14 protein-coding genes are annotated in these 18,062 nt (G+C 64.2%); 4 read left to right on the top strand and 10 right to left on the bottom strand.

The genetic code is table 11. From position 1 onward, the window contains the following. Positions 1-12: 12 nt before the first annotated feature. The 7 genes from ABD115_RS01700 to ABD115_RS01730 form a co-directional block, all read right to left on the bottom strand. On the bottom strand, positions 13-2,568 hold the full coding sequence (locus tag ABD115_RS01700; protein WP_343957570.1) for a LuxR C-terminal-related transcriptional regulator: 2,556 nt from the start codon (positions 2,566-2,568) through the stop codon (positions 13-15). 147 nt (positions 2,569-2,715) lie between these two features. After that, positions 2,716-3,405 (bottom strand): GntR family transcriptional regulator, encoded by a 690-nt coding sequence (locus ABD115_RS01705; protein ID WP_343957572.1) that lies wholly within the window; start codon positions 3,403-3,405, stop codon positions 2,716-2,718. Beyond that, complete coding sequence (locus ABD115_RS01710) at positions 3,405-4,118, bottom strand: GntR family transcriptional regulator (protein ID WP_343957574.1); 714 nt, start codon at positions 4,116-4,118, stop codon at positions 3,405-3,407. The genes ABD115_RS01705 and ABD115_RS01710 overlap by 1 nt, the downstream gene beginning before the upstream one ends. Next, on the bottom strand, positions 4,118-4,813 hold the full coding sequence (locus ABD115_RS01715; RefSeq protein ID WP_343957576.1) for a GntR family transcriptional regulator: 696 nt from the start codon (positions 4,811-4,813) through the stop codon (positions 4,118-4,120). The genes ABD115_RS01710 and ABD115_RS01715 overlap by 1 nt, the downstream gene beginning before the upstream one ends. Before the next feature lie 44 nt (positions 4,814-4,857). Beyond that, a complete protein-coding gene (locus ABD115_RS01720) occupies positions 4,858-5,511 on the bottom strand; it encodes a GntR family transcriptional regulator (RefSeq protein WP_343957578.1) in 654 nt (217 codons plus the stop codon). Between the two features lie 200 nt (positions 5,512-5,711). Continuing rightward, positions 5,712-6,893 (bottom strand): Ig-like domain-containing protein, encoded by a 1,182-nt coding sequence (locus tag ABD115_RS01725; RefSeq protein ID WP_343957580.1) that lies wholly within the window; start codon positions 6,891-6,893, stop codon positions 5,712-5,714. Between the two features lie 164 nt (positions 6,894-7,057). Beyond that, positions 7,058-8,224 carry a hypothetical protein gene (locus ABD115_RS01730; RefSeq protein ID WP_343957582.1) on the bottom strand — a complete coding sequence of 389 codons (1,167 nt, stop codon included), beginning with the start codon at positions 8,222-8,224 and terminating at the stop codon, positions 7,058-7,060. 399 nt (positions 8,225-8,623) lie between these two features. Here ABD115_RS01730 and ABD115_RS01735 point away from each other — a divergent pair, with 399 nt between their 5' ends. From ABD115_RS01735 to wecB, 4 genes are read left to right on the top strand one after another with little or no spacing between them, the layout of a single operon-like run. Further along, positions 8,624-9,217: an archaeosortase/exosortase family protein gene (locus tag ABD115_RS01735; RefSeq protein ID WP_343957584.1), complete on the top strand. Its 594-nt coding sequence runs from the start codon at positions 8,624-8,626 to the stop codon at positions 9,215-9,217. After that, a complete protein-coding gene (locus ABD115_RS01740; protein ID WP_343957586.1) occupies positions 9,214-10,590 on the top strand; it encodes an XrtP-associated glycosyltransferase in 1,377 nt (458 codons plus the stop codon). Before ABD115_RS01735 ends, ABD115_RS01740 begins: the two co-directional genes overlap by 4 nt. Before the next feature lie 47 nt (positions 10,591-10,637). Further along, positions 10,638-12,743, top strand: coding sequence for an acyltransferase family protein (locus ABD115_RS01745; RefSeq protein WP_343957588.1), 2,106 nt, complete (start codon positions 10,638-10,640; stop codon positions 12,741-12,743). A 45-nt stretch (positions 12,744-12,788) separates the two neighbouring features. Continuing rightward, positions 12,789-13,910: a non-hydrolyzing UDP-N-acetylglucosamine 2-epimerase gene (wecB, locus tag ABD115_RS01750; protein ID WP_343957589.1), complete on the top strand. Its 1,122-nt coding sequence runs from the start codon at positions 12,789-12,791 to the stop codon at positions 13,908-13,910. Between the two features lie 14 nt (positions 13,911-13,924). Here wecB and ABD115_RS01755 read toward each other — a convergent pair whose 3' ends face one another. From ABD115_RS01755 to ABD115_RS01765, 3 genes are all read right to left on the bottom strand, one after another. Continuing rightward, positions 13,925-14,566 carry a TetR/AcrR family transcriptional regulator gene (locus ABD115_RS01755; protein ID WP_343957591.1) on the bottom strand — a complete coding sequence of 214 codons (642 nt, stop codon included), beginning with the start codon at positions 14,564-14,566 and terminating at the stop codon, positions 13,925-13,927. A gap of 6 nt (positions 14,567-14,572) precedes the next feature. Further along, positions 14,573-16,759: a YhgE/Pip family protein gene (locus ABD115_RS01760; RefSeq protein WP_343957593.1), complete on the bottom strand. Its 2,187-nt coding sequence runs from the start codon at positions 16,757-16,759 to the stop codon at positions 14,573-14,575. Continuing rightward, a partial coding sequence (locus ABD115_RS01765; RefSeq protein WP_343957595.1) for a YhgE/Pip family protein occupies positions 16,756-18,062 on the bottom strand: 1,307 nt, incomplete at its 5' end. The genes ABD115_RS01760 and ABD115_RS01765, both read right to left, overlap by 4 nt.

Consider the following 18,062-nt stretch of genomic DNA (forward strand, 5'->3'; position numbering starts at 1 on the left):
CGCGCGAACCGATCATTCCCAGGCCGATACGGGCCCCCGAGATGAGACGACGGCGCTGAGGTCGCCGCGCGTCTCGGCCCCCGCCTTCTTCATCACGCGGTGCATGTGGCTTTCTACCGTGCGAATAGACAGCACGAGCTCGTCTGCGATCTCTTGGTTGCTCATACCGCCAACCGCCAGCGCGGCTATTTGCAGCTCCCGCGTGGTGAACCGGGGCGTCGCGCGCGTCGTCACGATCTCGGCGAAGTCGTCCGAGGGGAGCTCCTGCTGCAGCGTCTGCAGGTGTTCGAGCACCGCCGCCGCCTCCTGGCCTGACTCCTCGGCAAACGAGTGCGCCCGCTGCAACGCAGCGAGGGCGTGCCCGAAGCGCCCAGCTCGCTCGAATAGCGTTGCCGCGGTGCGCAGGCCCTCAATATCGCGGTCGACTATTGCGCCGATGTAGCGAAGAAACACCGCAAAATACTCCGACTCCACCTGCGCAATTCGGTCTCGCGTGGCCGCGAGGCGTTCCGCGGTCGGGTCGAACTCAAGCGCGAGCAAATAGTGGAACGCTGCGGTGAGTGTCAGCCCCCGTTCGAAGTCACTGTCGGCGCTCCGTTGCATGTGGTCAGCAGCCTGAACCGCCTGCCCGTTGCTCGCGAGAATCTGTGCCTCGGCCCAGCACCGGGAGCCGCCAGGCACCGGGCTGTCAGGAGCCTCGAGCGCGCCCAGCTGGGCCATGAACGTGTGCACTCGCGCATCGTCACCTCGTCTGGCTGCGAGCACAGCCCCGATCACGAGCAGGGTGATGTGAACGAACGGCGGCCGACGCACCGGTTCGCCAAGCGACAGCGTCACGCGAATCGCGCGCTCGACAGAGCGAGTGCGGCCATCGAGCACGCCCATCAGGGCCGTCAGGTAGCTGTAGCTGCGAATCTCGAGGCTCGAGAACGCCGCAATCGCCCGGGCCTGGCCGCGCTCACCGATTGCTCGAGCCTCGTGCGGTTTCGAGCCAAAATAGTTGTTGAGCACCTGCAGAGCGACGCGATCGTAGGTTTCGTCGCGGCCGACGTGATGCGACGCCGCGGTCAGGTGTTCGCTGGCCTGGCCAAGTTTTCCCTGCAGCATTGCGTGCATGCCGATGGCGGCGTGCAGGGCCGAACGCACGCGCGGGTCAAGTGCTTCGTCGCCGGGGTCAGGGAGATCTACGGGCCCGGCCGCGCGCTCGACGGAGCTGCGAATCTCAAACGCGCGGATCGTGAGCAGCACCCCGAGTTGTTGGTAGCGCGGCGCCTGCCGTTCGAGGTAGTCGATCGCCGCCCGGTGGTCCAGCGGGAAGAGAATGAGAAACTCAGCTCGCAACAGCGCCCACTTGATCGCTGCAGCTTCGTCGCCAGCGAGAGACTCTGAGCTGGTGAACAGTGCCTGTACGTCTTCCGCTGAGGCGTCGGAGTCGAGCGAGGCTTCGATGAGCTGGGCAGCAGTCGCCTGCGACGGGCTACGACTCCACTCAGACTGAGCAAGAATCAGGCGGTTTCTCAGGTGCTCGTGCACGAGTCGCACAAAGGGCGCGTCTGAAGAGGTTGCCAGCTCACGTGCCTGAAACCGAGTAAGCGACTTGGCGTCGCCCGGAAACCGTTCCTCGAGCGCAGCGCTCAACCGGTACCGGCGCGCAACCGCGGGCCGGTGTCGGAAATAGTCGACGAGCAGCGGGGGCGACACCGTCACAAATAGTTGCCCATCGGCGGGGTAGAACTCGATTAACGATAGCTCTTCGAGCTCGACGGGAGTGTCTGGCGCGGTGAGTTCGAGGAAAGTGTGTGCCTCGACGACGCCGAGCAGCGCCAGCGTTTCAAGGGCATCCCACTGATCTGATCGTAGCTGCGCGAGAATGGATTCGACGTAGGGCGCAAGCGAGTCGCTCCAGAGGCTGCCGGTTGACACCCACTCACCCTCGCGGTTGATGAGCGTGCCCTCGTATCGGGCCGAAGCTGTGATCGCGATTGCGAGCCCGGGGTTGCCGCCAGAAGCGGCAAAGATCTGGCTCATAGCGGCGCTCCCCACTGCGCCCTGGAGCTGGTGGCTGACGACCTTGCTCAAGTCGTCGTAGTTCAAATGCCCCAGTCGTATGCCGACGCCAAAGGGGTTGCTGAGCCAATCAAAATCGCGGGTGCGATTTTGCGTTGAGCGGGATTCACGGCCGACGAGCAGCGAGATACTGCGTCGCGCGAGCAGCTCAGAGATGACCCCGCCGCTGGTGTCATCGAGGAGCTCCGCATCATCGATCACGATGAGCGAGCGCTGTGCTGGTAGCAGTGTTTCGAGCTCGTTCACCGCCGCGCCCACTGCGCCAACACGCCCAGACTCGGCGGCAGTCACCCCCGCGAGTGCAAGCGCCATCAGCGGAGTCGAGCTGAACGACCGGTTGCCCCTGAGCCGCAGAACTTGCCAGCCGCGGGCGCTGAAGGACGCTGCAATTCGCGCGAGAAACATCGATTTTCCGCTGCCGTGGTTGCCAAAGATTTGGGCGGATCCGCCCGACTCCAGCACGTCAACGGCTTGCCGCATCGCATCAGAACGTTTATCCATGCCGGTGCTCGCTTCCTCGATGAAATTGCTTCTCCGTGCCACCGACACTAGCGCCTCGGCTGCTCACAATCTATGTCGCAACGGGCCTGGGCGGCTCGGTTCGGTCAGTGCACGAAATCATGCGCATATCGCGCGGCAACGCAGGCACTACGCGGCGGGCGTTGCCGTGCCGCCTGCGTGCGCGAGCGCCAGAAATTGCTCCCGGGCGGGGGCGGTGAGCTCGTACATCGCGCCGACAGCCCCGGCAACATCGCCCTCCAGCACGCAGGCGTGAACCTGTTCGAAACCTCTCCAGATCTCAGCGGCCGGCGTGAGGTTGTCTCTGGGCGCCAGTGCCATGGTCGCCTGGGGTACCAGGCGATTCAGCGTGGCCTGTAGCGCGTCATTGCCTGAGGCCTCGACTAGCTGCCACACGTATTCGTATGACTTTTCGCCGACAACGCGATAGTTACCCGCAACACCGCCGACGCGTAGCTGCTCGAGCAGCTCGGTGAGCCGCGCCTTCGTCGCGCTGTCGGCGGCGGGAATCCCCTCCCTGAGGGCGACCAGATACAGGCAGTAGAGCGTGTTCGATGCCTCAATCAATCGGCGTTCGTCGCGCAGCGCCACCCGCGTGTACTTACTGGGAACCATCTCGACGAGGCGATACAGGCTCAGTTTTTTCAGCGCCTCGCGCACCGGTGTCCGTGACACGCCGAACTGCGCGCCAATCTCCTTGTCATTGAGCTCTTCGCCCGGCTGCAGCCTGCCCTCGATGATGGCATCGTAGATATGGCTGTAGACCTCGTCGGCGAGCGTTCTCCGAGCAACCGGAGACTTGGCCCGGGGAATTGGCATTAGATCACTCCTTCAGACGCATCGCGAGCCTCGTCTCGGCGCGCAAAGCACTCTGAGATCGCGGACTCAAGCCTGGCTGCGTAGTCCTCAATCGCAGCAACCGCCTCGCTCGCCTCGCCGTTCAGCGAGTGATCGATAGCCGCGCGAAGCACCTCGGCGGCAGCTGTTCCTGCCACGCCGATCTCGTGCTCAAATGCGAGGAAGCTGCGTCGTACGTGCGGAAACACGCCGCCCTGGGTTTCAATGAGCACTTCGTTTGCGTAGCGATCAAAGTAGACGGCAAAGAGCCGATCCACCATCGCGGCATCGCCTGCGACCTCGCGGAGCGCTGCGTTGCCGCGCAACGTGGCCTCTCGAAACTCACGCAATCGATCACGGTCGGTCTCGGTGAGCAGCGGGATCGCCTCGCGTACGGCAAATGTGGTCAACCCCAGGAGCACCCGCATCGCATCGTCGAATACTCGCGCACTGAGCTCCGTCACCGTCGTTCCACGCTGGGGCACGGTCTCAACGAAGCCCTGCAGTGCGAGCAGGTTGAGCGCCTCGCGCACCGGTGTGCGAGAGGCTCCGAACTCTTCCGCGAGGCCCTCGTCGGTGAGCGGCTGCCCCGGGCTCAGCTCGCCCGAGACAATTCGGTGCTTCAGCACCGTATACAGCTCATCAGCGATCAGTGTCTTCGCAAGTGGTTGTGGCTTCGACACGGGAATTGGCATCAGCTGTCACCGCCTTGGCCGCCAGCCACCGCAGACCTCGTTGTATCCACAAGCCTCGCGACGCACTGGGCACGGAGCTTCTCGAGCATCGCGAGCACCGCGTCTTGGTCGCCAGCGACGAGAGCGTCGCTCATCGAGCTGACGAACTCCGGCCCTCGCTGAGCAAATGGGCTGCTGGCCGAATACTGCGTGCGACGCAGAAGGTGCGGGCGTAACCGCTCATGATACGACTGGTTGAGCGCAGGGGCATCTGCGAGTTCGATGACACGGGAGTCGAACTCGGCGATTGCCTCGAACTCGGAGCCTGTCGCGCCGGCCACTGCGATGTTGAATTCTGCAGCGGCCTGAACAATGGACGATCGATCATTCGCGCTGAGGGGAAAGAGCGTCGCCTCGACCGCAGTGCACAGCAGGGAAACGACCATGCGCTCGCGCATTGCAACGTCTCGAGCGCTCACCTCAGAAATCATCGCACGCGCACCGGCGCGGCCCTCGATGAACCCGTTGGCTTCGAGCTTGACCATCGCTTCTCGCACCGGCGGCCGCGAAACTGAGAGCCAGACGGCAATCTCGTCTTCGTGAATGATCTCACCCGGCGCCAATTCACCCGTGCGAATCAGGCCGAGCACGTTCTCGTAGATTGTGTCGCGCATGGGGGTGCGGTTCAATTGACTTGGCACAGCGTCCCTACCCATGCAGTGAAGCATATACTAAAACATTGGATATCAGTTTCGAGGCGCTATGACGCAGATTGCGTCTGCAGGCGAAGCAGGCACCCGCGCTGGAGCACCGCATTCATCTCGCGATACTTGCGCACAGCGTCTCCCGGGTCTGGAGGCGCTGGCCCGAAAGCAGCTTCCGCGACCCCCCTGTACTCCTTGACATCGATCCACTCACTGCCGAACTGCAGGTCACGAGCGACGACGAGACGCACCTGTTCAACGACGTCCTCGAGCGCGGCGCTCGCTGCCCCTGCAACTACGCTTGCGGTGAGCTCCCAAAAATGGTGCAGCGTATCGCGCGGAGTAACCAGGCGCGTTGCGGCCGGAATGTGCTTGCGCGCTCGGCTCCACGCGAGCGGATCCACAAGTACCGTGCCTCCCACCACCACGACGAGGGCCCGACACGACTCTGCAAGCACCTCCGGGTCAACGTCAGCGACCTTGGTGAACCGGTTTGGCGATAGCGACACAAGCCCAGCCTTTGCAAGATGCCCCAGCGCCTCGCGAATTGGCGTTCGCGATACGCGGAGCCAGGCGCTGAGGTCTTGATCCCGCAGCCGCTCGCCGGGCGCAAGCGTGCCGTCGGTGATCGCCTCGATAAGCTGCTCGAGCACCTCGTCACGCAGGAGTGAGCGCGCGGGTGCTTCGCGAGTAGCGACTGGTACTGGCATTCGGATGACTTTCGTTCAGCTGACGAGGAGAGGCAGTGTGCTCGCCGCTACATCGAGCACACTGCCTGCAGTAGTTGACAGGGCGGGCGGGGAAACCCGCCCTGTCGAGTCCCGGCGCGGGGACGCGCTCGGGAGCGAGTGCCGCCGGAGCCGAGTTGCGGCGCCGCGGCGGCAGATTTACTCCGGCTCCCTAGCTCAGCTCAGCTCAGCTCAGCGGCAAGCTTCTGGCGCCGAGCACGCGCCGCAACCCCGACTGCGATCATGAGTAGGCCAAGCCCACCAGCAGCGAGGGGCTCTACGACCGGAACCGCGAGCTCGTCAACGATGATAGTGAGCTCAATCGGAGCGGAATCAACGCCGCCGACGTTCTGAGTTGCTGGAACGACATTCACACCCTCGGCCAGGCCAGTGATGGTGCCCGCCCAGTTGCCGTCCACGTCAACGACGAACTCGACAGAGCCCGTCGGGGTTGTGAGGGTAACCGTGGCGCCAGGCTCTCCCTTCCCTGAGACGGTCGCGGTCTTCGCCCCGTGATCGATGCCGTCAATCTGAGCGGTGAACTGAAGCTGTTTCACGATCGTCGCGTTCAGGTTCGCTTCGCCAGACGCCACGCCGTGAACAAGCTGCGTGACATGCAGCGCGTTGTCTCCCACACTGAGATTCGGCACGGAGACCGACCATTTGCCTTCCGGGTCGACGGTCGTCTCAACCGACCCGTTGGGGCTTTCCACCGTAATCGTCGCGCCGGGCTCGCCGGTGCCTCCGACGACCGCTGACCTGGCATCGCTATCCACTGAGCTGACCGACGCTACTAACGGTGCTGTTTGGATGGATGTCAAGTACTTGACATCGAGCCACTCATCATAGTCATCCGAGTCGTTGTAGATCATGACTCTGTCATGCCACAGCTGAAGGAATTGAGTGGGCTCGGTCACCGGCACAAGATGCCGAGAGGGTTTTGCCTCATACATCTGTTCTGGGCTGCCGACACACTCCGCCAACGCAACCTCCCACCAGGTAGGCATGGCCGTCGAGGGTACGTCTTTCGTCACGCACAGCCCATTCACGACGACAGGCCCCGTCGTCCCCAGAGCTGGGAACGAGGCACGAACGGCAACGGAGCGCGCTTCTTCTCCCGGGAGATACTCCGGCTTGAGGTCAGCGGTCACCGCAATTCGCTTGCTGCTACTGCTCAATGCAGTAGCCATGTTGTACATCGTCCAGGGCCCTTCGAGACGATCGCCAGCCGTCGCACGCGGCGCTCCAATGTCGCCCTCGCTCGCGCTAGCAGCCGAGACCCCGCCGCCTGCTAGTCCTGCTGCAATAACTGCAGCGACGCCGAGCGTTGCCAAGATTCTTTTGAGCATCATGTTCCATTCCATTCATGTTCTTGTAGCGCCCTCCGGCGGTGCAGCACCTATCGGGGCGGCATTCAGGCAATTCCACTGCCAGGCCTGACAGCTTGCCAGCGGGCAGGCGCGTAGCGGGGAAGGCGATGTGCGTTCCCCGCTACGCCGCAGTGCAGGCGGATCGAGCCGCGAGCGAGCTAAGCGAGCTCGAGGGTAGTCTGCTTGCGACGTGCCTGGGCCGCCGCACCGAGCGCAACGATGAGCAGGCCCACTCCGCCAGCCATCAGCGGGTCGACGATCGGGGTCGCAAGCTCATCGATGATGATGGTGAGAGTAATCTCAGCCGATGTTTCACCGTCGACGGTCTGGGTTGCGGCGATCGCGTTCTCGCCCGGGGCAAGACCCGTGATGACCCCCGACCAGGTGCCGCTTGCCTCGACAGCAAACTCGACAGGGCCAGTCGGCGTCGTCAGAGTAATGGTCGCGCCGGGCTCGCCCTTGCCCGATACGGCGGCAGACTTTGCCTCCTGGTCAACTGAGTCGACCTGCGCGGTAAACTCAGCCAGCTGCTTCACCACCGTTGCGGTGAGGTCGACCTCGCCCGCAGCCTTGCCATCAACCAGTTGCACTACACGCAGTGCGTTGTCGCCGACGTTTAGGCCCGCAGCTGTGAGTGCCCACCGGCCATCAGCACCGACAGTCGTCTCGACCGAGCCGCTCGGGCCGTGCGCGGTCACTACGGCACCGGGCTCACCCGTACCACTGAGAACGGCGGTCTTACCCTTGTGGTTCACTGACTCGACGGTGGCCTCAAGAGGAGCCAACGACACGACGGGAGCCAAGAGACTCAGGTCGACAAGGTCCATGTTGCCAGACCCGACGGCGGAGGAATTACCGATATAGCCGGCGGACCACTCCGTACTCGCTTGGCCGTCCGAGAGAGCGAGGCCCTGCAACCGCAGGCTACCGTCGAGCCCGAAGACCCAGTCCTGCTCAACACCGCCCGTGCAGCGCACGGCCGCGACCGAGTTTAGGTACGGGTGTGCAGGGTTTGCGGGCCCCTTCACCAGGCACAAGTCATCTTGCGTGATGATCGGCCCTTGCGTGCCGGGCGCCGGCAACTCGAACACCTGGGCGTTTGCCACTGCGGTTTCTGGCGTCAGCCTGCGGCTGCCCAGGCTGCCGAATTCGACTGCCCAAGAGGTTTCGTATGGCCGCGTTGCAGACGTCTTGGTCACGAGCGGCCCCTGAACGCGTTCCGCGCCCACCCGCTCCTCGGCGCTTGCTGCGGTCGCTCCCCCAGCGACAAGACCTGTCAGAGCTACGCCTGCGACGCAGAGCGTGGTTAGTGCTTTATTAAACATTGTTCCTTCACTTTGATTGGTTTGACTACTAGATTCGCGTCCCCGCACTCCGGGCAGTGCCCTGTTAGGCAGGCGCCCCTGCCGCGCGGCGCACGAGACCAGCTCGAAGCACCAAGAGGCCCGAGATCGTCAATGCGATCGCAAGGACGGTGATACCGAGAGCTTCAAACCCGGTCGCGACGAGACCACCACCGATGAGGCCTCCCCCAAGCGGTGGCAATCCACCATTTCCATACACGGCATTCGCTCCTTTCGTTTCAGCACACGATGCCGGTTGCCCGGCACACACGAAAGTACACTAACATATCGCTAACTGCAAATATTACTTTCTTGAGTATCAACCCTTGTGCCCGCAACCGATATGCAATATTCTGGCCGTGCAACCGACCGAGGAGTGTCATGGAACCAATTTCGACCACCGCTACACCCGCGCCGCGCACAGCGCACACCAAACTTCGAGGCAGCGGTGCGCAGAAACTCGTCGCTGTCTTCGCCGTGATCTGCGCAGTCGCGCTCCTCGCTACGAACGAGGCCTCCCGGCAACTCGAGGCTCAGCTTGCCGGGTGGGCAATCTCCACGGCCCTCGGGGTCGGCACCGAGGTACCTGCCGGCTCGACGCTCATATCGATTGGGGGCGGCAGCCAGCACTACTTCACGGTCGATCTGTCTTTCGCGTGCAGCGTGGCACTGATCATCGCGCCGCTTCTGTTGGTCGCAGCCGGGCTACTCTTCACCGGCCGCACCACCGTGTTTCGCGCGGTGCCGGCGGTTCTCGTCGGCGCAGCGCTCCTCGTCGCCGCCAACGCTGCGAGGTTCATTCTGATCGCGTCGATGACCCGTCGCGACAACCTCGAGGGGTTCGGGTGGGCTCACAGTTTCTATGGGTCGGCGCTCGTGCTCGGGGCTCTGCTGGTTGTGCTTGTCGGCTTCGTCTATTTCATCACCCGCGGCAACCGCACATCGAAGCACTCGGCGTCGGAGCACGGCCGGTGAACGCATTCGACGTCTTCCTCGGTATCTGCATCGTGTTTTCGCTGTTGCTCGGCACGATGTTCCTCGCCTACGTGATCGCGATTGTGATTCCGTTTCTGCGGCGCAAACCAGATACGCCCGGCGATTCTCGCGACTTCGAGTGGCACTTCGCCATTCCGTGCCGCGACGAAGAGGCGGTGATCGGCCACACCATTAGCTACCTACGGGGGCACTTCCCCGATGCCCACCTGTGGGTCATCGACGACGACTCCGAGGACACAACTGCGGCGATCGTCACAAGCTTCGCTTCGGAAGACGAGCACGTGCACCTCGTGCAGCGCCGCCGCCCCGACGCCCGCACTGGCAAGGCCCACGCGCTGAACTTCGCCTGGCGGCAGCTGCGCGACCGTCTACTTGCTGAGCAGAAGGACCTCGCGAAAGTCATCCTCGCAGTGGTCGACGCCGACGGCCGCCCCTCGGCCAACCTGCTCGACGTCTGCGCGGGCGAGGCGATGTTCGGTGCCGCCGATATTGCCGCAGTGCAGGTTGAAGTGCGCATGTCGAATCGCGACGTGCGCACCCCCAGGCCAGGCGAAGACTGGCTCCGCAATCTCACTGCCCGCACATTCGTGCGGATGCAAGACCTCGAATTTCGCGGGCCCATTTCTGCGATTCAAATGAGCAGAAAGTTCACCCGCACCGTGAACGTCGGCGGCAACGGGCAGCTCGCCAGAATGTCGGCGCTCGTCGACATCGCCGACGAGAAGGGGCCCTGGCGAGGGTCGCTGCTCGAAGACTTCGAGCTCGGCGTGCACTTTCTTCTAGCGGGTTGGCGAAATGCCTATACCCCTGACGCCTGGGTCGATCAAGAAGCCCTGTATTCGCTCCCGCGCTATCTCACGCAACGGGCCCGCTGGGCCCAGGGCACCATGCAGTGCGCGCGGTATCTGAAGCGCGTGTGGACGACGCCGGCGATCAGCAACATTGGGGCACTCGAAATCACCTACTTTCTGCTGCAGCCGTGGATCCAGATCCTCGGCACGATCCTCTATCCGCTGCCGATCATCCTGATGTTCTACAACTTCATCGCGCACCCCGATGTGATGGCCCACTACCTCGCAAACGGCGGCACGATTCTCTTGATCGTGTACGCGGTCGTCGGCCTCGGCGAATTTGCTGCCTGGGGCATTCTCTACCGACACAAGAGCGAGCCAAGCGCGACGGTGCTGACCGCGGTCGGCTGGGGGCTCAGCTACGTGCTCTATATCTACCTCGTCTACGTCATCGTGTGGAAGGCATTTTGGCAGCTTATTCGCCGCCAAACAGCCTGGGCGAAGACGGTGCGCAACGCAGAGACCGTCACCGACGCCGACGTGGTCGCACGACTGCACTAGCGCTCACCCGCACTATTCCTTCACCCTCACGACCCAGATTGAACGACATGTCACACCCAATTCCCGCGCACGGTGGCTCACTTGCCACCGCCGAACTCCCCGCTGGCAAAGACGCCCCGTTCGATACCCAGTTTGTTACAGATCCCCTTCCCGTGCACCCCACGACAGCTCGCCATGCACCCCCGGCAGCACCCCCGGCAGCACCCCCGGTCGTTGCAGACGAGCCTCCAGCTGGGCAGCAACGTGCCGCCCGCTCGCCATGGCACTTCCCTGCGGTTGACGGGCTGCGCGGCCTTGCTATCGCATCGGTACTGCTGTACCACTCGAACTGGAGCCCCCGTGGCCTATTCGGTGTCGATGTCTTCTTCGTCGTCTCGGGGTTTCTCATCACCCTGCTGCTGCTTCGCGAACTCAGCAAGACCAACACGATCAAGCTTGGCCGTTTCTTCGCGAAACGCGCGAAGCGGCTTCTCCCCGGCCTGCTGATCACCCTCGCGCTCGTGCTCGCAATCTCCTGGCAGTTCGGCACGCTCCAGCAACTGCAGACGAACGCGACCAAGGCGATCTACTCGCTACTGCAGGTCGCCAACTGGCACCAGCTGCACTCCGGCGAGGCCTACTGGGAGATGACCGGCCAGGTCCAGCCGCTCGCGCACATGTGGTCACTCTCGATCACCGAGCAGTTCTACATCGTGTGGCCTCTCGTGCTACTCGCGCTGTGGTGGGTGACGTGGAAGAAACCACTCGCAATGGTCATCGTGCTCACGTTTGCGTTCGCGGCTTCGAGCCTTGTAGCCCCGCTGCTGTGGGACGGCAGCAACAGCGACCGCCTGTACCTCGGCACCGAAACCCGCGCGGTCGCGTTCATCGCCGGCGCAGCCCTTGCGGCGGCCGTCTTTTGGTTCACGAACCGGCGCCTATCGCTCGGCACTGACCCAAAGGTCAGCCCGCTGCGCCAGGTGTGGTTCACCCTGCTGAGCGTGGTCTCACTCGCCGCTATCGTTGGTGCCAGCGTGCTCACCACCTCGTATCACGAGGCCTGGCTCTATCAGGGAGGTCTCGCCGCCGTCGCGATCTCGGCCGCAATCTTCACCGCAACGCTCTGCTCCGCAAATAACCGGCTCGTCCCGTTCTTTTCGTTTTCGCTGTTCACGTCATTCGGCAAGCTTGCCTATACGATCTACCTTCTGCACCTGCCCGTGTACTGGGTGCTTCAGATGCTCACCCCAACGATCTCGCCACTCGTGCTCTTCGCAATCGGCGGCCTCCTCACGTGGATTCTCGCCGCGTTCGTTCACTTCGCCATCACGGAGCGAATGAGGCTCGCCAAGTGGCGGCTGACTCGCGGCATTCCGGTGTTCGCGCTCAGTGTTGCATTGGTCGCGGGCATGGGCGTGTATCTGCCGGATGCGCGCCTAGCCGCGATGCAATCAACGGTGGCCAACGAAGGGGCATTTGAGGCTCTCGATCTCGCACCCGGCGTCGCCGGTGGGCGCCCCGTCGTGCTGACGCTCGGGGATTCTCTGGCCAATGACTTTGCGACCGCGCTGGCCGACAACGGCACAGGAGCATTCGCCGTGGTCGACGGCGGCTATGGCGGGTGCGGAATCATGTCGACCGAGCAGGTTCGCGCGAGCGACGGCTTCGCCTGGGATGACCTCACGTTTTGCGATTTCTGGCAGTCATCATGGCCGCAGCAACTCGAAGAACACCAACCCGATTTCGTCGTGCTTCACACGTACTGGGACGCCGCCGACCAGTTGGTCGACGGTGTCTGGATGCGGCCGGGAGACCCCGCGTACAACGAACGCTACGCAGCCCGACTCGCCCAACTCTCAAGCTGGGTCTCCGAACTGTCGCCACACACGAAGCTACTCGTCTCAAACGACCGCAACACGAACGGCATCGTCACCGACCCCGCGCAAATGATCGCGTTCAGCACGCTTCTCGACGAATTCGTCGCAGCCAACGACAACGCGAGCCTCATCGATCTGCGTGAGCACCTCTGCCCGGCGGGTGCGTGCCTCAAACAGGCCCCCAACGGCGGAGACCTGTTTCTCGAAGACGATGTGCATTTCTCCCTCGACGGGATGAGGTTCGTTGCCCCCTGGCTCGAACGCACGCTCGCTGCGGCCCAGCGCGGCGAACTCTGAATTACCCCACCTCTTTCGATTGGAACAACCATGTCTAACACCCTCATGACTGAAGCACCCGCCACCAATTGCGTCAATGCCCTTGGCGACATCGCCGTGGTTCTCGGAACGCGCCCCGAGATCATCAAGCTTGCTGGCATCATCACCGCCTTGGGCGATCGAGCCCGGGTGATCCACACCGGTCAGCACTGGGATGATTCCATGGCGGGCCAGTTCTTTCGCGACCTCGGCATCGGCGAACCTCAAGTCAGGCTCACTTCGGTAGCCGGCAAACCTCGCGGTCTACAGATCGGCCTCGGGGTCGCCGAGCTCGCCGAGCACTTCGCTGAGCACCCCGTGCGGTGCGTCATCGTGCAGGGCGATACCAACAGCACGACAATCGGCGCCCAGGCCGCGAACTACCTCGACGTGCCCGTCGTGCACGTCGAGGCCGGCCTGAGGTCGTTCGACCGCAACATGCCCGAGGAGATCAATCGCCTCGTCGTCGGGGCGATCGCTGACCTGCACTGCGCGGCAACACCCGAGAACGCCGCGAACCTGTATGCCGAGGGGGTCGCGGAAGATCGCGTTGTGATCACCGGAAACACGGTCGTCGAGGCAACCGAGCTGGCCCGAGCCCAAGCGCACCGTCACCTCGCCGCAATGGTGAGCGACGAGACAGTCTCGCGCGGATACATGCTGGCGACGATTCACCGCCCGGAAAACACCGACGCCCCAGAGTCACTCGAGCGCATTTTGCGCGACCTCGCCAGTTCTGGCAAGCCGGTCGTTTTCACCCTGCACCCCCGCACGGCCGCCGCAGCCGAGCGCTTTGGGCTCACCGATCTACTTACACCGTTCGAGATTCTCACCGGGGTCGGCCACGCAGACTTCCTCGAGCTCGCGGCCCACGCAGATCTCATCGTGTCCGATTCCGGTGGAGTGCAGGAGGAGGTGACCGTGCTGAAGAAACCGCTGCTGGTCGTGCGGCGATCGACTGAGCGCCCGGAATCAATGACCGCTGGGTTCTCTCGGCTGGTGACGCCGGAGCTTGATCTCGCCCAGGAGATCGCGAGTGAGCTCAGGGCCTCACACGACGCCCTCGCTGATACGCCGTCGCCGTACGGCCGGGGCACTGCCAGCCGCGAAATTGCGAAGCTAGCCGAGCGGCTCGCGCTGGTCTCGTGAGCCCGACGCAGCCCCTACTCCCCCAGCCCAGCTAGCAGCTCCCCCTGCTCGACCCACGACAGCCCGGCGATGCTCAACACCACACGAATCGCGGTCAGCTCGGAGTCGCCAGCGGTGATCCGCTCATCGCGAAGCGTCGCCTTCGCGGCCTCCTCGATGAGCGAGGCCAGCACCTCCGGCGTCATATCGGCACGGAGCGCACCCGATTCGATACCCGCGCGGGTGACCTCGGCGAGCTTCTCGCGCAGTGGCGCAAACGCGGTCGCGGCTGCGGCCCGGTAGTGCTCGTTCGTGGCGATGTTCACCGAGGCACGCACGGTGACAGACGCACGCCACAACCCGGTCGCGAGGTGCACGAGGGCGAGCCGGGGATCCGCACTCACCGTGCTCGCCGCGATCTCGGCAAACCGGCGCGCCCCGACCGCGATAACCTCGAGCACGAGCGCTTCGCGGTCTGGGAAGTGGCCATACACCGCGCGCCGCGTCAGCCCGGCAGCCTGCGCGATGCTGTCGAGCGAGGCGTTCGGTTGCTCGGCGATCGCTGCCTGCGCGGCGTCGAGCAACCGCTCTCGGTTCTCGGTCGCGTCGCGTCGCCGCGCCTCGGGGAGGGCCGAAGCGGCACGGGCGTCAGCGGCGTTCGCTGGCTGAACAGTCATCTTCCCTCACATGAGTTTCGTTGATTCGAGCGCATCCATCAGCTTCCGGTTGAACGGAATCATTGGGCGGCGCAGCACGAGCCCGAGCAGCAGCGCGGGCACCACGAACAGCGCAAGCGTGCCGAGCGCGACCCAGAAATCTGCCCCGTAGCTGCCGGCGACGGCAGATCGCAGCGCCCCGATGGCGTAGGTCGCTGGCAAGAAGGGGCTGATGTTCTGGAACCAGACGGGGAGCAGCTCGAGCGGGTAGGCGCCACCCGAGCCCGAGATCTGAATCACGAGCAGCAGCACCGCGAGCGCCTTGCCAGCGTTGCCAAACGCGACAACAGCCGTGTAAATGATCAGCGCGAACACGAGCGATATCACCCACCCGGCAAGAATGAGCAGCAGCGGGTGCGCTGGTTCGATCTGCACGAACAGAATCAGGCCGAGCGTGAGCAGCGTGCTCTGGGCAAGCCCGACGATCGCGAACACCCCGTAGCGCCCGAGGTACTTCTCGGTCGGGGTGAGCTCGGCGCGACCGGGCAGTGTTTCTTCGTTGACGTCGACGCGAATGGTGACGGTCATGAGCAGCGCGCCGACCCACAGCGCGAGCACGCTGTACAGCGGCGCCATCCCGGCGCCAAACCCGGCGATCGGGTACACCGCGATGCGTTCGACGCGCAGCGGTTCGGCGAGCGAGGTCGCAATCACCGCAGGCCCAGCACCAATCACTTCGGAGAGCACGCTGAGGTCGCCAGTGTCAGCCGCTGTGCGGAGCGCTCGCTGCAGCTCGTCGAATCTGTCGGCCGTCTCGGTGAGCGAGGTCGCGAGCTTCTGGGTCGCCTCGCCAGATTCTGTCAGCACGGTGCGCACGGAACCAGCCGCGCCGCCGAGCCGCGTCGCCGAGCCAGACAGATCGGTGCGGATCCCGGCGACATCACGGCTAATGCTGTCAAGGGTGGTCGCGAGCTCGTCGAGCTGGGGCTGCAACCCCTGCACGTAAGCGTTCTTCGCGTCGGTGACTGCGGCCTTGGCAGCCGCGATCGCGTCGGCAACCCCCTGGTGCGATGCTTCGGCGTTACCCACCCCGGTGGTGATGTCAGAGGCTGACTGCCGCAACCGGTCGCGCACGCCCTCCTGCCGAGCGATCGAGGCATCGAGGCGCGAGAGCACCGTGGTGAGCGCGGCCTGCGCAGACTCGGGCAGCTGCGGCCCGACCTCCGTTTCGAGCGTGGCGCGCAGCGCCGCGGTCTGGTCGATCTGCAGCTGCACCGAATCGGCGACGGCGTTCAGCGCAGCGGCCTGACCCGCCCCGGTCTTACCCGCCTGGGCGTAGAGGTCGTCGATGCGCGCGCCGACCGCGTCGTAGCTCGATGCGGTCGCGGTCAGCGCGTCGACGAGCGACTGCGTTGCCCCCGTGAGCGCGCCCTTAAGGTCGCCGACCGCGGCAGCCCCGAGGCCTACGGCGCTCGAGGTGTCGGTGAACGCGCCCCCAGCGGCCGTGACGAGCGACTCGGCGCTGTCAACGAGCGGAATACTCGACCGCACGAGCGCCGACATGGTGTCTGCCGTGCGAGCGCTCGCGCGCAGCTGGGTCGCGACGTTGCCGATGCGCGCCTCGACGCGGCCGAGGGCGGCCTGGGTGTCACCGTCAGACAGGTAGTCAGATACTGAAGAGACGAGCCCGAGAGCGACCTCGCTCAGCGTGACGGTGAAAGCCTCACTAATCTGGGCCGAGACCCCCTCGGCACCCTGCTCGGTGATCTTCGGGGCGAGCGCGTTCTTCTTCTCGTTCGTGTAGAACTCGAGGGCCGTGCGGTCTGCGCCGTCTGCGTAGAAGGTCATCATGTCAGAGCTGAACGACGGCGGCAGCACGATCGCCGCATAGTAGGCACCCGAGCGCGTCCCGTCGATCGCGTCACTCTTCGACGTAATCACCCAGTCGAGGTCTTCGTTCGCGCGAAGCTCAGAGAGCACCTGCTCGCCAACGTTGATGCGAATCGGCATCAGATCGCTCTGAAACCCCTCATCGGTGCTCGCGACGGCGACCTTGAGGTTACTCGTGTTGGCGAACGGATCCCAGCTGGCGATGACGTTAAACCAGGTGAACAGCGACGGAATGATCACGAGCCCGAAGAGCACGATGCCAGCCATCACGTTGCGGGTCGCGTGCCGCAGGTCTCGGCGAATGAGGCTGAAGATGTTGTTCATGAGTGCAACCCCGCTGGGTCGGTGAGTGCGGCGTCACGCAGTTCGGCCTCGTCGAGGCTCGCGATCTCTTCGGCGTGCGCAAAGCTCTGTTTGATGTATTCGAGTACGACGAGAAAGCCGAGCACGATGAGGCACCACAGCACCCAGACGCCGAGCAGCGGGGCTTTGCCGCCTGGCAGGGCCCACGCGATGACTCCGATGACCACCATGCCGACTGCCCCGACGATGAGGGTGCCGCGCAACAGCGCTCGGTAGTGCTGGGTAAAGGGCCGCGCGCGCCTGGCGAGGTCGGCACGGAACTCGCCCTTGTTCTGCAGTGCGTGGATCACATCGCCCAGGCGGTAGCCCGAGCCGATGACCTGTACCTTTTCGCCGATGAGCAGATCGGTCGAGGCGATCTGCCGGTTGAACAGCAGATTGAAGTTCGCGAGTCGGCGCCTGAGCACGAGGCCGAGCACAATGGCGAGCAGCCCCATGAGCGCGAGCACCCCAACGAAACGCCAGTAGTGACCGCCGTAGAACCCGGCAATCGTCTCACGCATCGCGTCGATGCCGTACGAGAACGGCAGGAGCGGGTAGATCGCCCGGAAGAAGCCAGGCATGAGTTCGATGGGGTAGAGACCGGACGCGCCGGGAATCTGCATGATCACGAGCAGCACGCAGAGCCCGCGGCCGACGTGCCCGAAGGCGACCGATAGCGCGTAGATGATGCTGACGTACACGAGCGCGGTGAAGACCCCCGTCGCGACATATGCGACAGCGCTCACGGTTTGTATGCCGATCACGAGGTTGCCGATGCACACGATGAGCGCTTGCAGGGCGGCGAGCGTGCCCAACAGAAAGAACCTGCCGAAGTATGCCTGGCGCACGGTGACGTCGCGCAGGCCCTCGGTGTCAACCTCGATCTTGAAGATGACCATGAGCACAAACGCCCCGATCCACAGCGACAGGTTCGTGAACAGCGCGGCCATGGCCGAGCCGTAGGCGTTGATGGGAAACACGACCCGCTCGTCGACGGTCACGGGCGAGGCAACGAACTCACCAATCTGTTCGGCGTTCAGCCCGGTCACGGTGCCGAGGGTGCCCCACTCCGACGCCGCACCGAGCGCGAGCACATCGGCCTTCGCCGTCTGCACTCCCCCGCGCACGCCGGCGATGTCTTCGCCGAAGCTTTCGAGGGCGTCACCCGTCGAGACGAGCTGCGTGTCGATGCCCGCGAGCAGCCCGTCGGCCTCGCGCAGCACGGTTTGCTGTGCGCCGAGAGCTGACGAAAACGCCCCGGCGCTCGCAGACAGCTGCGACA

The organism is Leucobacter albus (assembly GCF_039528015.1).
Lineage (GTDB): Bacteria > Actinomycetota > Actinomycetes > Actinomycetales > Microbacteriaceae > Leucobacter > Leucobacter albus.